We start from the raw sequence: 17,166 nt of genomic DNA, 5'->3' as shown, positions 1-17,166 counted from the left end.
AAATTCCACAAATAAAACCTAACAATACACTGTAAAACGGCTTAAAATAGAGACTCGCAATTAACAGAGATAACGCGAAAACTGTAAATACAAGGGTCTGATAATAAAAAACGGTTATAATACAACCAACGACAAACCCAACGCTTAACCAAACAGATGTAAATGGTTGCTTTAAATGGCTAAAAAAACGATCCAACGGTTTTTACCCGATCACAATAAAGTTAAACATCATAAATATTTAAAAATTTTTGGTCGTTTACTCCACGATGCCAATCTATGGCATTTAAATCGTCGTTCAGCTCGTGGGGCATTTTCCGTCGGTTTATTCTTTGCTTTCATTCCGGTTCCTTTTCAGATGGTGCTTGCTGCTGCATTGGCAATTCCGTTACGAGTAAATCTTCCTATTTCTGTCGCAGTAGTTTGGATCACTAATCCGCTAACCATGCCACCTATCTTTTATTGTTCGTATTTAATTGGCACATTAGTGTTAGGACAGCCGGAACAACATTTTGCATTTCAACCAAGTTGGCAATGGTTTATGGAAAGCTTAACAACTATTGGCCCTGCTTTTTTAGTTGGCTCTTTGATCAGTGCTTGTATCGCATCAGTAATAGGCTACTTCGGTGTTGATTTACTATGGCGTCGTTCAGTGCGTAAAGCATGGTTAAATCGTCATAAAAAATAACTGTTTCTAATTTAAAGTATAGACAAAAAAAACCCTGCTTAGCAAAGCAGGGTTTTTTTTCAATACTAAGTGACCGTTAATGCTGGATCACCCAGTAATAATTTCAAAAACTAACGAAATATACGACGTAGACCAACTAGAGGAAGTAATAATAACGTATACCAAGGGAAACTAGACGATTGACGCTCATATGTGTCAGTTTCAGGATCAGAGCAGCTATCAATAGTCCCATTAATAGGAGATAACTTCACTGGCACAGCAATACTTTCGTATTCTATCTCACCATTAATATCACGAACAATACCACCTAATGAATCAGTTTTTTCTACTGTTTTAGTAGCAACACCAAAAATTTCATTTTTATTGTTAATCACTTTCGCTTCTGCAACGACATAACCATAACGAGTTTCACCGTCTGCTTCATAGCAAGGCAGTAAATCATTTATGTTTGTAATCGCATCTTCACCAATCTTGTACAGGAAACCTTCTCGGCGACGCGCACCAACATTAAATACGTCAGTTTCACCTTCACCAACAATATAACCATTATCATTAATATCATTGGCAACTGAAGTAGAACTATTAAAGAAATCTTTTGGGAATACAGTACTGCTGCTGGCAATATCATGATAGAAAAACTTAAGACGATCAGCGCCTTCAATTCTTTTTATACCATAGCCAACAATAATGTTATTTTCATTAATGGCTACTGACTTACCACCAGTCCAATCATCTTCTTGATTGAGGATTTCAACAACGTTACCGTCTTTGTAATAAACAGGTAATGCTCTGATTGTTGACGATCTATCATTATCACGAATGTCAGAGTAACCAGCAACAATGCCATTACTATTAACAGCGAGTGCATTACTTATAAATGCAAACCCGTCATCCTCTTCTGGCGTAAGGCCTAAACCAAGCGGTTCAGTTTTAGTAATATTTAAGTTTGTATCAAGTGTCCACTTAATAGCACGGCTATCAAACAGTCGTGATGATGTACTTCTATGCAAATTTTCAATACAAACACTGACAGGTTCATCTTCACCATCACAGTTATCATCAATATTTTCTTGTCTATCAACTGGGATCCCCGTTGATACTTGCCCGACAACAATATATCCTGTATTGGTTTTAACTATACCGTTGGCTGAACTTAAGCCGCCATGTTCAGCATATTCTGGCACTAATGGCACATTTAAACCGGATGGTGATATAACAACGCCACGGGAGATAAAATCACGCACAAATTGTGTTTCTTCTTCAGTTTCACCATCAGGAAGAAAACTGGTTTTTTCATAAGGCGCACTGCCCCAACCTACCGTAATACCGTCTTCTGCTACTGCATTATAGTTATTGCTAACTGATCGTGTTAGGCCATCATAATCAACTGATGCAACATCAAAAAGAACTTGTTCTTGCGCTATACCGTCCAAAATATTGTAACCGATGATATTAGCCAATTTTTGATATTCTGGGTTGTTAGCTTGTGCTGATAAAAATGAAAGCATAAAACTATGTGCGTCTGGGTTAGTCGCCGCTGCATTATTGTTTTCAATATCATCTAAGGTAAAGGTAATTTCTTTATCAATTAACTCAAAGTAGTTTTCTTGGTTGCTATATGCATTTTTAATTAAGTTATCTGTAAAATCGATGTAACTCACATCTATGGGTAAGTTATATAAGCCGTTAGACTGCCCGATAATATAGCCGCTTTCGCTGACATCTTTTACGTAATTATGCTTGGCTTCGTCTAAAGAACTCAGCTCTGTCAACTGATATGTTGCACTGATTGCTGATGTACTCATCGTAGCTAGAATACTAGCCGCGAGTAATTTATATTTCATTTTAGTCCTTACTACTGATTCTTTAAATCTTCAAGTTCTTCCCAGCGCTCCAGAGCGGCTTCAAGGTCAGACTCAAGTTGTGCTAAATGGTTCAATTCTTTGGTTGTCGCACTGGCATCTTGTTTAAAGAAATCAGCGTCATTAACCACAACTTGCTGCGCTTCTAATGCTTGTTCAAGTTGTTCCAGCTTACTGGGTAATTGTTCTAATTCAAGTTTTAATTTGTAAGAGAGTTTATTACTTTTGTTATCTGCTTTAGCCACAGGAGCTGGTGCAACGACTGCTTCTTTTTTAGCAGGTGTAGTTAGCTGTTTTTTTTGTTCCTGTGATAAATAATTAGCATAGGCTTCATAATCACTGTAACCACCGACAATATCTGTAATTACCCCATTACCTTCAAATGCCCAAACACTGGTACAGGTATTATCAATAAACTCACGGTCATGGCTTACAATTAACACGGTTCCCTGATACTGATTAATAATATCCTCTAACAGCTCGAGGGTTTCTATATCTAAATCATTGGTCGGCTCATCAAGCACAAGAATATTTGATGGTTTTAAAAATAGTTTAGCTAATAATAAGCGATTTTTTTCACCGCCAGAGAGTGCTTTAACCGGTGTACGTGCACGCGCAGGCGGGAATAAAAAGTCTTGTAAATAACCGAGTACATGACGTGAGCGTCCGCCCATCATTACTTCTTGCTTACCTTCGGCAACGTTATCTTGTACGGTGGCTTCTTCATCAAGCTTTTGGCGGTATTGATCAAAGTAAGCAAACTCTAAGTTCACCCCTTGCTTAACAATCCCTGCATCAGCTTCAATATCACCAAATAGCAGTTTTAATAAAGTCGTCTTACCAATACCATTAGGGCCAACTAAGCCAATACGATCGCCACGCATAACTAAAGTAGAGAAGTCATTGGCAATTACTTTGTCTTTATTAAATGCATGATTTAGATGTTTAGCTTCAAATACTAATTTTCCTGAACGGTCTGCCGTTTCAATATTGAAGTCAGTTTTACCCACTTGATCAACACGCTGTTTGCGTTCATTACGTAGCTGTTTAAGCTCGCGGACACGGCCTTCATTACGCGTTCGACGTGCTTTTACACCTTGGCGGATCCACGTTTCTTCTTCTGCTAAGCGTTTGTCAAATAATGCGTTTTGCGTTTCTTCTACTTTTAAATCATGGGCTTTTTGCTCTAAATAAGTAGCATAATCGCCAGGGTATGAAATCAGCTTACCGCGATCTAAGTCTAAGATCCGCGTCGCCACTGCACGAATAAACGCACGGTCGTGAGAAATAAAGACAATACCGCCTTTAAACTCTTTTAAGAATTGTTCAAGCCACATTACACTTTCCATATCTAAATGGTTAGTAGGCTCATCAAGTAATAATAAATCCGGCTCACTGACAAGTGCCCGTGCAAGGGCAACTTTGCGTAACCAGCCACCAGAAAGTGATTCAAGTTTGGCTTCTGGTGCTAATTCTAACTGTGTTAATACAAGTTGAATTCTACTATCAAAACGCCAACCATCTGCAGCTTCGAGTTGATTTGATAAACGTTCAAGTTTATTAAGTAGTTTATCTGTGCAGTCAGTTTGTAACTCAGTGCTGACGTGATGAAAATCAATTAATAAATTTGCAATCTCAGGCATACCTTGAGCAACATAATCAAACACCGAGCCACTAGCTCCTTTTGGTGGATCTTGCTCTAGACGAGATATTTTAATACTACCTAACTGATTTATTTCACCATCATCTAAAATAACTTGGCCATCAAGGACTTTTAGTAACGTTGATTTACCCGCACCATTACGACCAACCACACACACACGCTCACCAGTTTCGATGACGGCATCAGCGTTGTCTAACAGTGGATGCGTACCATACGCGAGTTGAGCTTTAGAAATTCTAATTAAATCCATACTATCTGTTTACTCTTATTCTGTTTGCGTAAAAAACTGACGCACATCTTGCGCAGTGAAAGGCCAAAATAATTGCGGGCCTTGATCGCTTTTTAAAACGGGTATACTGGTCTGATATTCTGTAATTAATTCTTCATCACTCATAATATCAACAAGCTGTAAGAGATCATCACCCAACAACGGCGTGATCAAGCCCTGCGCTTGCTCACATAAATGACAGCCATCGGTATGATACAAAATCCACTTAGCCATGGGTTATCAACCAGCTATTATGTATTTTTTTATTGCGTTTAAAGTCAGGAGAAATCGTCTGCTCTGAAATATTAACAGCTTTTAAGCCTAAGCCAATCAAGCCCACTTCATCCATGGTGAAGCCACGCATATTATTCGAGAAAATCAACGTGCCAGATGGACTGAGAATTTTTTTAACCCATGTCAGTAATTTAATATGATCATTTTGTACATCAAAAGCATCTTTCATGCGTTTTGAATTTGAAAACGTTGGCGGATCTAAAAAGATCAAATCGTATTGGCTTGTGGCATGCTCAAGCCACTTCAAACAATCAGCCTGTTCAAAACGATAACGGGTATTACTGATATTGTTCAGGTCAAAGTTATCTTGGCCCCATTTTAAATAGGTTTTCGATAGATCAACCGTGGTTATCGCTTTAGCGCCACCCAGAGCTGCATGTACAGAGGCTGTCCCTGTGTAGGCAAATAAATTCAAGAAGCGTTTATCTTTGGCATTTTCTTGGATATAACGACGAGCAAGACGGTGGTCTAAAAACAAGCCAGTATCTAAGTAATCAAATAAATTGACTTTAAACTTCGCGCCAAACTCCTCAACTACTTGAGTACGATTTTGCTTAGCCATTGGTGTGTATTGCTCTTCACCTTTTTGCTTTTTACGTACTTTTACAGCAATATTTCCAGGTGCGATATTGAGCTGCTGTGAGGTTAACGAAATCACGTCTTGTAAACGTTTATGCGCTGTTACATCGTCAATTTCTTTCGGCGCAGCGTACTCAAATATTACCGCTGAATCACCATAAATATCAACGGCTACATTGTATTCAGGAATGTCAGCATCGTAGACACGATAGGCCTGCACATCATTTTGTTTGAGCCAATTTTTCAAGCCTTGCTTATTCTTTTTAACCCGATTAGCAAACGACATTGAACCTTCAAAGTTCAATGCAGGCTTATCTTCAGTTGTTTGGCTGACTTGTTTGTCATCAAGTTGATATAAATTAAGTACCACATCAAGTGGACCATTTTTAAATTTATAACGCTTGAGTTTCACCAGCTTTAATAATTTAAATAAACTCTCATCCATGCCTAGTAGGGCAAGTTTCCAGTTATTAAAATGTTTTTTAAAGCCTGTACCTAAAGCACTGTGTAAACTTACCAACTCAGCCATCGAACCAATACGTTCACCATATGGTAAATTTGAAATAACCACACCTGGTAATTTTGCCACTGAGGTAAGCTTAGTTGCATCGCTTTGTTTAAACTTGATCACATCACCTAGATCAGCTCTACGAGCATTATCTACTGCTTTGCTTAGTACATTAGCGTCATTGTCATGACCAATAAGCCATAATTTAGGATCTGTAATTTGTGCTGTAAGCTGCTCTTTTAACTCTTTGTATTTAGCAATACGGAAACTTGGTAAGCGCTCAAATGCAAATCCCTCACGGAATAAACCCGGCGCTTCATTACGCGCCATGCCAGCAGCTTCAATCAAAATAGTGCCAGCACCACAGCAGGGATCAAATAGCGGCTGTTGAACATTGTCAAGCCAACCACTGCGTTTGATCAGTGCTGCCGCTAAATGCTCTTTAATAGGTGCCTTACCTTGACCTTCTCGATAACCACGTTCAGATAAACGCGGTCCTGAATAATCGATATACATGGCCACACCTTGACGCGATAAACGCGCAACAACGCGTACATTGGCATCTTGTTTATCAACGTTTGGCCGCTGTTCAAATAAATCATTAAAATAATCAACAATCGCATCTTTGATCACTAAACCTGAGAACTGGGTATTTTTAAGTGAGTCGTTGGTACCATTAAAGTCGACTGCAAAAGTTTGCGTTGGACCAAACCATTCCTGCCAAGGCTGTGAGCGAGCAAAATTGTAAAGGCTTTCTTTATTATTTACGCCCTCTTTCTCTTCGATCAACATCAGCACTCGTGTCGCGAAGCGGCTCATTAAACAGACCTTTTGTGCTAATGTAGTGTCGGCGTCAAAACGCACAGAACCGACTGTTTGTTTGGTCACCGTAGCGCCAATGTCAGTAAGTTCATCAACCAATAAATTTTCGATTCCGATAGAAGTAAGTGCGATAAAATGCAAAGTAATAACCCTTAATAGCTAATTGCGCGGGATTATAACATAGGTTGGGCGACAAACACGCGATAAACAAAGGAACTACAAAAAATATGCTTAGGCTGTTTTACTGTTTTGTGCGTGGTTATAAATTGGATGGACACGATTGTTAAGTATACGAATAGCTTCAAATTGATTAAGGCTTAAGTTTTCATCAAGCTTAAAATGCTCAGATAGACAAATGCATAAAGAGGCTTCTTTACAGTGGTCAACAATCAAAAACTCACCACTTTGTTCGCTAGTTTGCAATTTTATAACTGCTTCTATACTGGGCTCATTGCCTTTGTAGGGTTCGAAAAACCAACTTTTTGCCAGCATTGGCTTTAAATAAAATTTAGCTGCTGTCGCATTGAGCGCAATTTGACATAGCTGCGCGCCATTCCATAGATTAAATCCAGCAAGATATTGGTAAACCTGCTGATAAAAGGCGGCATCTTCTAAACTAAAGTTAGGTTGGGTTAAAATAGCATCGGTGAGTTGACGTAGTTTATAAGGCGTGCACAGCTGCATATCTTGATCTAAATCGATCAATAAACGATTTCTTACTGGACAAGCAATCCATTTCCACTGCTTTGATGCTTGTAACATGCGTTCCCTACGCCCCTACTAATTAATCTTATTAATATTGTAGTATAGCGGCTTTTGACCAATTAATATATATTTCTTTAGAACATTTATTGAACGATCAAAAGCTTAAATAACGGATCCTTATAAGCCTTGCAGGATCGTTTTTACCAATTGCGGTCCTTTATATATAAATCCAGTGTATACCTGTACAAGATCTGCACCTGCTGATAATTTTTCTTTCGCACTGGCAGCATCATCAATTCCGCCCACTCCAATGATCGGCAACTTACCTGCGGTTAAACGTTTTAATTCTTGCACTACATGAGTGGATCGCTCACGTACTGGCTGACCTGACAGGCCTCCGGCTTCATCAGCATATTGTTGTCCATGCACCGCAGCGCGCTCTAAGGTAGTATTCGTCGCTATTACACCATCGATGTTGTTATTTAATAATGATTCACTAACTTGAGCTATTTGCACAGCATCAAGGTCTGGAGCAATTTTTACTAGCATTGGCACTTGTTTATTATGTTTGGCGATCAAATCAAGCTGCTCATTTTTAAGGCTTTGCAATAGATCATCCAGTGCAGCACCATATTGCAGATCACGAAGTCCAGGCGTATTTGGTGATGAGATATTGACAGTAATATATGAGGCATGTTCAAACACTTTACGCATACAGTGGATGTAATCGTCTTTACCTTGTTCATTTGGGGTATCTTTATTCTTACCAATATTGATACCTAGAATGCCGTCGTATTTAGCAGCCTTAACGTTATTAATTAGGTTATCAACACCTTTATTATTAAAGCCCATACGATTGATAATTGCATTTGACTCTGGCAGACGGAAAATACGCGGCTTGTCATTACCGACTTGTGGACGAGGTGTCACAGTACCTACCTCAATAAAGCCAAAACCCATCTTTGCAAACGCATCAATACATTCTGCATTTTTATCAAGGCCAGCTGCTAATCCTACTGGGTTTTTAAACTGTAAACCTAAAAATTCGACTGGACGATCTGCCACTGATTGCGACCATGCAGCACTGAATGGCGTATTGTTAAAACGGCGTAAGTTATGAAGTGCAAATTCATGGGCCCATTCCGCATCACGGGTGAACATAAAACGGCGAGCAAGATCGTAAAACATAAATAATCCTCTTAATAAAAAAATACCCCAGACTAGGCTGGGGTATTGTATAACAATTTTAACGATTAACTCATTATTTTCATGTGAGAAAATAACCAGTCAGTGTCAATTGCTTATTTTGCAGATGTATCACAGTTATGACTAAGTAGCATAAGTTCACGTAATGCAACTGAGAACTTAGCAAAATCATGGCTTTGTGAAGTCTTAAATTCAGCTAACATTTGCTTCCAGCGTTGTAGTAACAAATCTTGGCTGTCCATCCACTGATCAATTTGACCGTCAACATCTTTGTTATCACCAGCAAAGTTATTTAAAACAACTTCAGATAGTGTACGTTGTTGCCAATCAAGTTCTTCACGGTATGAAGCGCGGGCCAATGCTTGCCAATGATTCGCCACCGGCTGATGAGTAATTTGGTCAAGGAACCAATGCAGTCCCATCCGTGCACCTAGTTTGAAGTAGGTATTAGATACCATATCAATACTACGCCCTGAATTTGCAGCAACTTCTGCTAAGTCCATTACTGAGAACAAGCTAGAGAGCGATACAATGCGTGTTGCAAGCTCAGCTGGCACTGCACTTTCAATAAGCTTGTCTGCGGCCGCAGATAAACGTTCACTTTCTTTTTCAACCATGTAGTTAGTTAAGTTTGCACTTAAATCAGCGAAGGTCGGTGCAAAGAAGGCAATTGTTTGCTCAATATTTTGCGCTTTATTGCGATGACGTAAGAACCAACGTGTTGCTCGGCGTACTGTACGACGTAACTGATACAACATTTCAGTTTGCACTGCGGCTGGGATCTTGTTATCAAGATCAACAATTGCAGACCAAGTATCACGCATTTGGAATACTTCACTGGCAACAGAGTAACATAACGCTATTTCAGCTTCGTTTGCGCCAGTTTCTTCATGCATACGTACCATGAAGTTCAGACCCATATCGTTAACGATATTATTAGCTAATTTAGTAGCAATAATCTCTTTACGCAGTGGGTGATTATCCATCGCAGTATTGAACTTTTCACGTAGTGGTAAAGGGAAAGACTTCACTAATAGCTGACGATAATATGGATTTTCTGTGATGTCGTCAGTCACGAGTGACTCTTTAAGTACCATTTTAGCGTACGACACAAGCACAGATAACTCTGGGCGAGTTAAATCTTTACCCGCTGCAGCGCGTTCTGCCAACTCTTCATCGCTTGGAATAAATTCAATTGCACGATTTAACTTGCCATCTTTTTCAAGGGCATGAATAAAGCGTACTTTTTCTTTAAGCGTTGATGAGCCTTTTGATTGCGTAATTGACAGTGTATGCGTTTGGCGATAACAATCTTTCAGTACCAGTTGTGCAACTTCATCGGTCATTGAATACAGTAGTTCATCACGTTGTTTACGCGTTAAATCACCGGCTGTAACTAAACCATTAAGTAAAATTTTGATATTTACTTCGTTATCAGAACACGCAACACCACCTACGTTATCGATGAAGTCAGTATTAACGCGACCGCCTTTAGCAGCAAATTCAATTCGTCCTAATTGGGTTGCACCTAAGTTGCCACCCTCACCGAGTACTTTTGCACCAAGCTCACTACCATTGATACGTAGGGCGTCATTTGCACGGTCGCCTACATCTGCATCGCTTTCTTTACTGCTCTTGATGTAAGTACCAATACCGCCATTCCATAATAGATCGAATTCCATCATTAAGAATGCTTTGATCAACTCGTTTGGTGTCATGCTGGCTTTTTTAGTGCCCAACATTTTTTTCATTTCTGGCGTTAAAGTGATTGATTTAGCCGCACGTGAGAACACCCCGCCGCCCGCTGAAATCAAGTCTTTGTTGTAGTCTTCCCACGATGAACGAGGTAAGTTAAATAGGCGCTCGCGCTCTGGGTAAGACGTTGCTGAATCTGGGTTTGGATCAACAAAGATATGCATGTGGTTAAATGCCACTTGTAAACGGATATGCTTGGATAACAACATACCATTACCAAATACATCCCCAGCCATATCACCAATTGCAACTACCGTAAAATCAGTTGTTTGTGTATCAATGTCCATTTCGCGGAAATGACGTTTAACCGATTCCCATGCGCCTTTGGCCGTAATACCCATTTTCTTATGGTCATAACCTACTGAACCACCTGATGCGAATGCATCACCTAGCCAGAAGTTATATTCATTGGCAATGCCATTGGCAATATCAGAGAAAGTAGCTGTACCTTTATCAGCTGCTACAACCAAATATGCATCATCTTCATCATGACGAGTTACATCAACCGGCGGAACAATTTCACCTTGGATAATGTTATCTGTGATATCTAATAAACCACGAATGAAGATTTTGTAACACTCTTGGCCTTCTTTGAAGAATGCGTCACGATCCGTTGGCAGTTGTTTACAAACAAAGCCGCCTTTTGAGCCTACAGGTACAATAACTGTATTCTTTACTTGTTGTGCTTTAACTAGACCTAGTACTTCCGTACGGAAATCTTCACGACGATCTGACCAACGCAGGCCACCACGCGCAACTTTACCACCACGTAAATGCACACCTTCTACACGTGGAGAATAAACAAATATTTCAAATGCCGGTAATGGCAATGGCATATCTGGAATTAAGCTTGGATTTACTTTGAACGACACATAAGACTTAAACTGACCTATGTCATCTTTTTGGAAGTAGTTAGTACGCAGCGTAGCAATGATCATATCGACGTATAAACGAATAATACGGTCATCATCTAAGTTAGCAACGTTTTCAAGTTCTACATAAATTTGCGCAATTAGCTTATCAAGCGTTTTAACACTAGCAGGGCTTTTAACAGAGAACTTTTTAGCAAATAAATTAACAATTTGCGAACCAATGTGCGGGTAATTAGCTAATGTGCTCTCGATGTAGGTTTGCGAGAAAGTAACCCCAACTTGGCGCATGTATTTTGCATAAGCGCGTAAAATTGAGGCTTCGCGACCAGTTAAGCCACCCATTAACACTAAACGGTTAAAGCCGTCATTTTCTAAACGGTTACTCCACACACTAGTAAGTGCGGCACGAAAACGTGCTGATACTTTATCGAAATCTGCAATGCCTTTGCTATCAAGTAGCATTGAGAAATCCATGATCCAGTTGATACGGCCATCGCTGGTTTTAACCGAATAAGGCGTTTCACCAATGACGCGCAAGCCAAAGTTTTCAAGCATTGGCATAACGTCTGATAAATGGATTGGCTCATCTTTGTGGAATAAGCTCAAACGTACAATGTTGCTGTTCGCTTCTTCTTGCGGACGGTAAAACAACATTTCAAGCTTGTTATCGTCATTCAATAGTTCAAGCTTTTCAATATCAACAACAGCGGCACTTGGCAGTACTTCATCTTTGTAAGAACGAGCAAACGCATTACAATATTTGCGGTTTAATTCGTTACCACGTGCTTCACCAGCAGACTCTAACAGTGCTGATTGTAATTTATCTTCCCAAGTACGAGCGGCTTCTACTAAATTATTTTCGATGTCTTTCACGTTATATTCTATATTGTTGTCAGTCACACGCACGGTATAATGAGTACGCGCCAGTGTAGACTCAGAGAAGAAGGTAGTAAATTCGACTTTATCGTCTGAATTAAATGCATTGCCTAAAATATCTTGTGTTTCACGACGCAGTGCTGTGTTATAACGCTCACGCGGAACATAGACCATGCAAGAGAAAAAACGACCATAGGCATCTTTACGCACAAATAAGCGACACATATCGCGCTCTTGTACTTGTAAAACACCCATTGCAACTTCAAGTAACTCGCTTTCACGGGCCTGAACAAGTTCATCACGCGGATAGGTTTCAAGAATATTTAATACCGCTTTATAAGCATGAGTGCCTTTGGCAAAATCACACATTTCCATGATGCGATTTATTTTACTTTTTAAAACTGGCACATCAGCGGCGCTGTTGTTGTAAAAACTTGATGAAAACAACCCGATGAAACGGTCTTCGCCAATCACATTCCCCTCATCATCAAAACGTTTAATCCCTACATAATCTATGTATGCTGGGCGGTGTACGCGTGATAACGAATTAGTTTTTGTAAGGATCAACAGATTATTGCTACGGGCTTCTTGACGGGCAACTTCTGGTAATTCAGATAACAGGCGAGAATGCTCTTCGGTTGAATTCTTCATCAAACCTAAGCTGCCCTCGATTTTACCTTTGAGCTGGTAATCGCCTTGTACTGGCGACAAATCGTATTGGCGATAGCCCATTAATGTAAAATTATCTTTTACTAACCAATCTAAGAATTCAACAGTCTCTGCAACTTCACTTGCATTGTTGTTATGGTTACGTTTTGGTAATTCTTTACTGACCGCAATTAACTTTTTGCGGATCGGTTGCCAATCTTCTACCGCAGTAGACACATCGTTCAACACTGACTCAAGCTCTTTTTTGAACGAGTCAATCACTGAAGAATCTGTTTGGCGATCAATTTCGATAAAAAACACTGTTTTTGTAGAGCTAGACTCTTGTTCGGCTTTTAAATTTGATAAAGCCGAAATTTTAGCGTTTTTATCGCGTTGAATCTTAAGTGGGCTGTGTAATAGCAAGTGAGATGCGATATTTTCGCGGGTCATCGCCATACGAACAGAATCAACTAAAAATGGCATATCTTTAGCGATAATTTCGACGATTGTGTGTGATGACTGCCAGCCATCTTTTGCTACTTCAGGATTGAAAACGCGGATCACCGCATCATCAGAGGTATTTTTTTCTAGCGAGTTCCATAGGCTAAGTGCAGCGCCATATAAGTCACTATCATTGCGATGTGCCAAATCTTCTTTAGACATATTGCTGTACAAGGATTTGGCGAATTTCTCAACGAGTAACACATTATCAGCGTGAACTTTTTTCTGGATCAGCTTACAGACATTATCTAAGATAACCGAGGCTTGCCCTTCATTTCGTGTCATTACATGTTCCTTAAATCTATACCACCTACTTAGATGGAAAATTTGTACAGCAATTTATTGTGTGGAGTCAGGCAAATTCTAACCCTTTTAAAATTAATAAACAGCCCTTTCGATGAAAACATTTTAAGCTTTTCAGCTATTTGGTCATCTATTCACAAATTATAGATATAAATGGCCTTTACAGGCCATTTAGGAGCAAAATTATTCACATTATTTTTTCTGGTCAGTCCAGATCAAACTACCAATTGCTGGTAAAAGTAATACTGCGCCAAGCATATTGACTAAAAACATGAAGGTTAACAATATTCCCATGTCCACTTGGAACTTAAGATCAGAGAAAATCCAGGTGCTCACACCAATAGCTAACGTGATACCGGTAAATAACACCGCACTACCACGCTCAACGAGTGCATTACGATACGCCACTGGTAAGGCAACACCTTGCTTTAATTGCCCCATCATCGATGACAAAATATAAATCCCATAATCCACCCCAATACCTACACCTAGTGCAATCACTGGCAACGTTGAAACCGTCAGACCGATTTCAAGTTGTACCATTAAAGCTTGCGCAAGAGTCGATACAATATACAAGGGTAACACTACCGCTATGGTCGCTTTTACACTCTTAAAGCTAATCAAGCATAAAATAATAACTGCACCATAAACGTATAACATCATAGGTAATTGTGCAGCAGAAACTGATTCATTCGTCGCAGCCATGACGCCGACAGGCCCTGAGGCCAGCTTAAACTGCAGCATATCGGTTTGTTCTTCAATGGCAAATTGTTTAACACTGGCAATGATATGTTCAATGGTCTGCGCTTTATGATCATCTAAAAAGATAATCACAGGCATAACTGAACAATCACCATTGAGTAAACCGGTACTGGTTTCGACTCGTGAGGTAGATTGCACCAAACTTGCCGTATTACGAGGCAAACTTTGCCATTTTAAATTACCTTCGTTATACCCGGCATTAACCGACTGCGCTACTGAGCTTAGGGATACTGCTGATTGAACACCTGCTAAGTTTTCAACTTTATATTGAAAACGACTAATGCGCTCCATTACGTCGTGCTCAGTACATGCTGCAGGGTAAGCTTCGACAATCACTTTTAGAATATCGGATGAAATCGTATATTTATCCGATATTAAAAAGGTATCTTGGTTATAACGGGCATCTTGATGCAATGACGGTGCACCTGCATGTAAATCGCCGATATGCATTTTCCCTGCTTGCCAATAACCTACAGCAAACAATACTAAGGTGCAGCCAATAATGATTTTCGCGCATTTAGGATCCGTGGCTTTGACTAACAGATCACGAATTGAATCAAGTAAGTTTGGTTTTTCGCTGTTGCCTGATTGAATATGAACTGTGTTTTCAAAGCGCATATACGATGCCCATACTGGCAATAAAATCAAATTAGTAAAAATAATAACAGCCACACCTAAACTTGCTGTGATAGCCAGTTCACGAATTATACCTATATCTATGGTTAGTAACGTCAAAAAGCCGACCGTGTCTGACAGCAATGCAATACCACCGGGTATTAACAGCGATCTAAAACTAGCCTGACAGCAAAGACGCGTATTACTGCTTCCTTCGGCGACTTTTTTACCTATTGCATTGATCATCTGTACGCCATGACTTACGCCGATTGCGAACACTAAGAATGGTACTAGAATCGACATTGGATCTAGACCAAAGCCTAAGCTCGACAATATCCCTAACTGCCAAACCACGGCAATAATTGAACAGGCTATAGGTAAAATAGTGAGCTTGATGCTGCCGCAAAATAACCACACCATGATGAAAGTAAACGCGATAGCAATAGCAAAAAATAACACAACCCCTTTCGCACCTTCGGCAATATCACCGGCCATTTTGGCAAAACCAATAATGTGGATACTTACTTTATCAGTGCTCAATGGCTCTCGAATTTCGCTTTCTAGCTTTTGTGCAAACGCTAACGTATCTAATTTTTCTTGCGTTTGCGGATCAGTTTCCATCAACTGCGCGGTTACCATCGCACACGAATAATCAGAGGCAATCATCCTGCCTACGACTTTCGCTTTTTCGATATTCTCTTTAACAACCGCTAAGCCTCGTTGATCAGCAGTAAAATTGGCGGGAATAATTGGCCCACCCGCAAAACCGTCTTCAACAACTTCAACAAAACGTGCACTGGGTGAAAAAATTGAATTCACTAACGGACGATTCACCCCAGGAATAAAATATAACTGATCATGAACGGCTTTTAATTGGGTGAAAAACTCAGGATTAAAAATATCACCGCTATCATCACACACTGAGATCAAAATACTATTTGCGCCACCAAATTGCTTTTCATGCTTTAAATACACTTTCATATAATCATGATTAAGCGGAATATTTTTATTAAATGAAGCATCAAGTTGGATTTGTGTGGCTTTAAAACCTAAAAAACATGTTATTAAAATAAAACTTATCACCATCATTAATCGATGACGAAAAACTGCTTTCTCTAAAAAATTGACGATTGTGTGCATTATGGAGCCATCCCCTTCACTTTAATGCCATTTTCTGATGCCATAACCAATTGATTTTCAAAAATAACGGCATCAAGAATTGCTTTACCATCCGCTAACTGCTCAATAGTAAGTTGATTATTTTTATAGTGGAAAATCACACCGCTGTTGGCAAGTAACAACCATTGATTATCACCGCTAGCGATAATACTATTGATTGTGGCGGTTTTATTATTACTTATTGGTTGCCATTGCTCACCTACCTGACGGCTAAAAATATTGCCTCTTAAACCCGCAACTATTTCTTGCCCTTGTTCATCGCTGGCATAAGCAAAAAAGGAACCCCGGTAGATTTCTTCATCGCGTTGCCATGTTTTTCCGTTGTCTGTACTGTGCGCTAACAAACCCATTTCGCCCACTAACATAAGTTTATCTTTTGTTGTGACAATACGATTAAAGTGCGGCAATATTGATGCAGTTTCGGCTTCATAGCCTTGTGGATCTGATTCTTTTAAATCATTTAAGTAATCTCTATCATCTGCAAATAATAAAGAATCCAGAAAACGCTTTTGCCAATGTTTGCCACCATCACTGGTTTCATAAAACATACCATAGGCACCCACAGCAAAGCCGTGAAGTTCACTGGTAAATAAAATATCTAAGCAAGGTTTATCTAATTGCGTGTTCACCTGTTGCAACTGCCAGTTTGCACCACCATCATTGGTATGAATAATAGTCGCATCATGCCCGCAAGCCCAACCAAGTTCACTGCCACTGAAGGCAACCGCCGTTAATAACACTTGCGTTGGAACGCTCGCTTGTTGCCAATTTTTTGCATTACTGCTTGTAATTATAGTGCCATGTTTTCCGACAGCGACCAGTTGCTTTCCTGTGTATTCAATATCAGTCAACAGGGTTTTATCTGCTTTAGTTGCGACAATTGCAGCAAGTGGTTCAGCTGCAATATAAAGAGTTGAAAGGCTCGCCACAGCGGCAAGACCTGCATAAAGCATGTACTTCATAAATTAAAATCGCCTTGAAAAGAATGTGTTTGTCGGTATATAACGTGCAGTCGGGGGACTCGGTTAGTGTCATGACCCAGTGCGTGTCAGAGTGACAAACG

10 protein-coding genes are annotated in these 17,166 nt (G+C 39.8%); 1 reads left to right on the top strand and 9 read right to left on the bottom strand.

Translation table 11 applies throughout. From position 1 onward, the window contains the following. The first annotated feature begins 175 nt into the window (after positions 1-175). A complete protein-coding gene (locus H5162_RS02645; protein ID WP_145233835.1) occupies positions 176-685 on the top strand; it encodes a DUF2062 domain-containing protein in 510 nt (169 codons plus the stop codon). A 110-nt stretch (positions 686-795) separates the two neighbouring features. Here the strand turns inward: H5162_RS02645 and H5162_RS02640 are convergent, their stop codons facing one another. The 9 genes from H5162_RS02640 to H5162_RS02600 all read right to left on the bottom strand — a co-directional run bounded on the left by H5162_RS02640 (position 796) and on the right by H5162_RS02600 (position 17,065). Continuing rightward, entirely contained in the window at positions 796-2,529 is a 1,734-nt protein-coding gene (locus tag H5162_RS02640) for a DUF3466 family protein (protein ID WP_145233833.1), read from the bottom strand. 11 nt (positions 2,530-2,540) lie between these two features. Further along, positions 2,541-4,460, bottom strand: a complete 1,920-nt coding sequence (locus tag H5162_RS02635; protein ID WP_145233830.1) for an ABC transporter ATP-binding protein — start codon at positions 4,458-4,460, stop codon at positions 2,541-2,543. A 15-nt stretch (positions 4,461-4,475) separates the two neighbouring features. Continuing rightward, a complete protein-coding gene (locus tag H5162_RS02630; RefSeq protein ID WP_182730950.1) occupies positions 4,476-4,712 on the bottom strand; it encodes a glutaredoxin family protein in 237 nt (78 codons plus the stop codon). Then, positions 4,705-6,822, bottom strand: a complete 2,118-nt coding sequence (gene rlmKL, locus H5162_RS02625; RefSeq protein ID WP_145233826.1) for a bifunctional 23S rRNA (guanine(2069)-N(7))-methyltransferase RlmK/23S rRNA (guanine(2445)-N(2))-methyltransferase RlmL — start codon at positions 6,820-6,822, stop codon at positions 4,705-4,707. The genes H5162_RS02630 and rlmKL overlap by 8 nt, the downstream gene beginning before the upstream one ends. 90 nt (positions 6,823-6,912) lie before the next feature. Next, positions 6,913-7,443, bottom strand: coding sequence for a cell division protein ZapC domain-containing protein (locus tag H5162_RS02620; RefSeq protein WP_145233823.1), 531 nt, complete (start codon positions 7,441-7,443; stop codon positions 6,913-6,915). A 120-nt stretch (positions 7,444-7,563) separates the two neighbouring features. After that, the gene (gene pyrD, locus H5162_RS02615) at positions 7,564-8,574 is read right to left on the bottom strand and encodes a quinone-dependent dihydroorotate dehydrogenase (protein WP_145233821.1); all 1,011 of its coding nucleotides are present in this window, start codon (positions 8,572-8,574) and stop codon (positions 7,564-7,566) included. 113 nt (positions 8,575-8,687) lie between these two features. Next, a complete protein-coding gene (locus tag H5162_RS02610; protein ID WP_182734765.1) occupies positions 8,688-13,529 on the bottom strand; it encodes an NAD-glutamate dehydrogenase in 4,842 nt (1,613 codons plus the stop codon). Positions 13,530-13,739: 210 nt separating this feature from the next. Beyond that, entirely contained in the window at positions 13,740-16,064 is a 2,325-nt protein-coding gene (locus tag H5162_RS02605) for an RND family transporter (RefSeq protein ID WP_145233817.1), read from the bottom strand. Continuing rightward, positions 16,064-17,065, bottom strand: a complete 1,002-nt coding sequence (locus H5162_RS02600; RefSeq protein WP_182777559.1) for a YCF48-related protein — start codon at positions 17,063-17,065, stop codon at positions 16,064-16,066. The genes H5162_RS02605 and H5162_RS02600 overlap by 1 nt, the downstream gene beginning before the upstream one ends. Positions 17,066-17,166: the final 101 nt, after the last annotated feature.

The sequence above is a fragment of the Pseudoalteromonas sp. SR41-8 genome (assembly GCF_014163915.1).
GTDB classification, from domain to species: domain Bacteria; phylum Pseudomonadota; class Gammaproteobacteria; order Enterobacterales; family Alteromonadaceae; genus Pseudoalteromonas; species Pseudoalteromonas rhizosphaerae.
Note: the sequence above shows the minus strand (reverse complement) of the source record. Positions and strands in the feature narration are given on the sequence as shown.

Coding starts and splice junctions, on each gene's coding strand:
- H5162_RS02645 (WP_145233835.1), top strand. CDS start 176: ATGGCTAAAAAAACGATCCAACGGTTTTTACCCGATCACAATAAAGTT.
- H5162_RS02640 (WP_145233833.1), bottom strand. CDS start 2,529: ATGAAATATAAATTACTCGCGGCTAGTATTCTAGCTACGATGAGTACA.
- H5162_RS02635 (WP_145233830.1), bottom strand. CDS start 4,460: ATGGATTTAATTAGAATTTCTAAAGCTCAACTCGCGTATGGTACGCAT.
- H5162_RS02630 (WP_182730950.1), bottom strand. CDS start 4,712: ATGGCTAAGTGGATTTTGTATCATACCGATGGCTGTCATTTATGTGAG.
- H5162_RS02620 (WP_145233823.1), bottom strand. CDS start 7,443: ATGTTACAAGCATCAAAGCAGTGGAAATGGATTGCTTGTCCAGTAAGA.
- pyrD (WP_145233821.1), bottom strand. CDS start 8,574: ATGTTTTACGATCTTGCTCGCCGTTTTATGTTCACCCGTGATGCGGAA.
- H5162_RS02610 (WP_182734765.1), bottom strand. CDS start 13,529: ATGACACGAAATGAAGGGCAAGCCTCGGTTATCTTAGATAATGTCTGT.
- H5162_RS02605 (WP_145233817.1), bottom strand. CDS start 16,064: ATGCACACAATCGTCAATTTTTTAGAGAAAGCAGTTTTTCGTCATCGA.
- H5162_RS02600 (WP_182777559.1), bottom strand. CDS start 17,065: ATGAAGTACATGCTTTATGCAGGTCTTGCCGCTGTGGCGAGCCTTTCA.